Below are 2,571 nucleotides of genomic sequence, written 5' to 3' on the forward strand. Positions count from 1 at the left end.
GCGTTTGCCCGCGCTACGGCCAGCATCGGGCTTTCGCCATAGCCCGGCATGTCCCACGCCAGCACGCGAAAACCGTTCAGCGCCATCTGCTTGTGCCAGGAGGCGGCGCCGGAGCTGATCCCGTGCAGCAGCATCAGCGGAATGCCGCTTCCCTGTTCACGAAAACCCGTCATCATGCCCCCTTAGTTCCGCTTCACTTTGGAAAGCGGATGGTCGGACGGATAGGTCGGGATTTCCGGCTTATTGGTCCCCAGCATGACGCACATCAGCGCTTCTTCTTCGCCGTGGTTAAACAGGCCGCGATAGATGCCCGGCGGAACGGAGATCAGGTCACGCTCGCGCAGCACGGTTTCGGTGTAGTTGTCGCCGTCCTGGATCATCAGCGTGATCTGCCCCTTGAGCATGAAGAACACCTCTTCCACGTCGTCGTGCAGGTGCAGCGGTCCTTCGCACTTCGACGGCAGCACCATGGTGGAGAAGGTAAAATGGTCCGCCTGCACGGTATTGGTGTCGTTCGCCACGCCGGTTGCGCCGGTGCCGATGTAGCGCATCTGCGCCCGGCGATATTTCGGATCAAAATCGGCCTGGAACTTCAGCGCGTTCCAGTCGTATTTACGGCCTTCGAAGCGCGCGATGCGCGACTCGACCCACTCTTCCATCGTCAGATGGTCAGGTTTGATGCCTGTTTTGTTGGTTACGATTGAATCAGTCATGACACTCTCCTCAGTAACGTCTCAGCAGCGGCAGTAACAGGACGCAGCCCACCGCCGCCATCACCGCCAGAAAAATCAGCCCGGAATCCATGCTGTGGGTAAAGGCGATCAGCGCGCCCATCACCGCCGGCGACAGCGCGCCCGCAAAGTTTCCCAGCCCGTTGAAGATACCGCCCGCCGTGGCGCTCACCCGGGGATGGGTGGCCTTCGCCAGCAGGGCGAAAATGTTGGGTGCGCCGGTGCCCCACATAAAGGTGCTGAAGCTCATCGCCGCAATGATGGCAAGCGGGGTGTCGAGGTGCATCACCGCCGCCAGGCCTACCGCCGCCCCCGCCATCGAGATAAAGCAGGCCGCCGCGCGCTTATCGACCCGGTCAGAGAGCCACGCGCCAATCACTTCCCCTGCCAGCATGGCGATGAACGGCATCGACGACAGCCAGCCCGCATGCTCCAGGTGGATGCCTTTGCCCTTAATTAAGTAGCCAGGCAACCAGCCGTTGATGCCCCACAGGTAGGTCAGGAAAGCGATGTTAAAGATGCAGATGATCCAGAAGTGCGGGCTGACAAACAGCTCGCGCCGTGCGGCGCGCCGCTCGTCCTGTGATGCCTGCGAGGTACCGGGTTTTGCCTCCAGGCGGATACCGCGCAGACCAATGCGCACAAAGATAAGCACCGGCACGGTAAGCATGGCCATCACAAAGAAAGTGCTCTGCCAGCCAAAGGTGTTTAGCAGCCAGAGGGAGAGCGGGAAACCAATCGCCGCGCCCACCGGGGTGCCCAGCAGCCACAGCATGGTGGCGCGCGCCTGCAAATGCTGCGGGAAGTTGTGGCGCACAATGGCGAAGGCCAGCGGGAACAGCGGTCCTTCCGCCACGCCCAGCAGAATACGCAGGACGATCATCAGCGTGTAGTTATGGGTAAAGCCCATCGCCACCATCAGCACGCACCACACTGCCATCATCCCGGTGAGCAGGCGCAGCGGCGCGATTTTGTCGCCTAAACCGCTTAAAAACACCGATGAGAAGCCGTAGCTCAGCAGGAAAGCGCTCATCAGAATGCCGAGGCGCGTGGTGTCGAAATCAATGCCCATCGCCTGCTGGAAATGGGTATCTGAAAAGAGCGCCGCGATGCTGATTTTGTCGAAAAAGGCCAGCAGCACGCAGGCCAGCAGCGACAGCGGGATGGCCCAGCGCACCGCTTTTTCGGGCGTGCGGGTCCCCTCACCGCTCGCCTCAACCGGCGCGGTGTTAGTCTCTAGTGTGGTCATTTCTCCCCCTACGGGTGCGGGTTAGCTATCGCAGTGACATCAGTGAAAATGTCGGGTCGGCAAGCGGTACGTCCGACAGATCCCGCCCCGCCGCCATCCAGCGCTTCGCCAGCTTGACGGTGCGCGCATCGTTGAACGCCACCAGCTGCGTCAGCCGCCCGTTGTCGTCCAGCGAGAAGTACAGCGCCTCTTCACGCACTATCGTTCGGCAGCCTGCCTGCGGAATGCCGAGGATCTGAATGTTGTGCTGGTATTGATCCGACCACAGCCACGGCGCGTCGTCATAACCTGGCGCATCGGGATTGAGCATCGCTTTCGCCGTCGCCACCGCCTGATTCTGGGCGAAGGCCCAGGACTGGATGCACAAGCCGTAGTGATGGTGCTGGGCCACATCTCCTGCGGCAAAGATGAACGGATCCGAGGTGCGTCCCTGGGCATTCACCACGATCCCGCGCCCGGTTTTCAGCCCCGCGTCACGCGCCAGCTCCAGATTGAGATCGACGCCGATCCCGACCACGACCGCATCAAAGGTTTCACGCTGGCCGTCGCAGTGGATGACCGGCAGGCCGCCGTCGTCCTCCAGCTCCAGCG

General features: G+C 61.6%; 4 protein-coding genes. All 4 read right to left on the reverse strand.

The features are described from left to right. Positions 1-173: alpha/beta fold hydrolase (locus DD606_RS24520; protein ID WP_139158360.1), on the reverse strand; the 173-nt coding region annotated here is incomplete at its 3' end. A 9-nt stretch (positions 174-182) separates the two neighbouring features. After that, positions 183-713 (reverse strand): cupin domain-containing protein, encoded by a 531-nt coding sequence (locus DD606_RS24525; protein WP_003860061.1) that lies wholly within the window; start codon positions 711-713, stop codon positions 183-185. A 10-nt stretch (positions 714-723) separates the two neighbouring features. Continuing rightward, a complete protein-coding gene (locus DD606_RS24530; RefSeq protein WP_003860059.1) occupies positions 724-1,980 on the reverse strand; it encodes an MFS transporter in 1,257 nt (418 codons plus the stop codon). Positions 1,981-2,005: 25 nt separating this feature from the next. Continuing rightward, on the reverse strand, positions 2,006-2,571 hold a 566-nt coding region (locus DD606_RS24535; RefSeq protein WP_176691480.1), incomplete at its 5' end, for an oxidoreductase C-terminal domain-containing protein.

This window comes from Enterobacter cloacae complex sp. GF14B, from assembly GCF_004136805.1.
Taxonomy (GTDB): domain Bacteria; phylum Pseudomonadota; class Gammaproteobacteria; order Enterobacterales; family Enterobacteriaceae; genus Enterobacter; species Enterobacter hormaechei_C.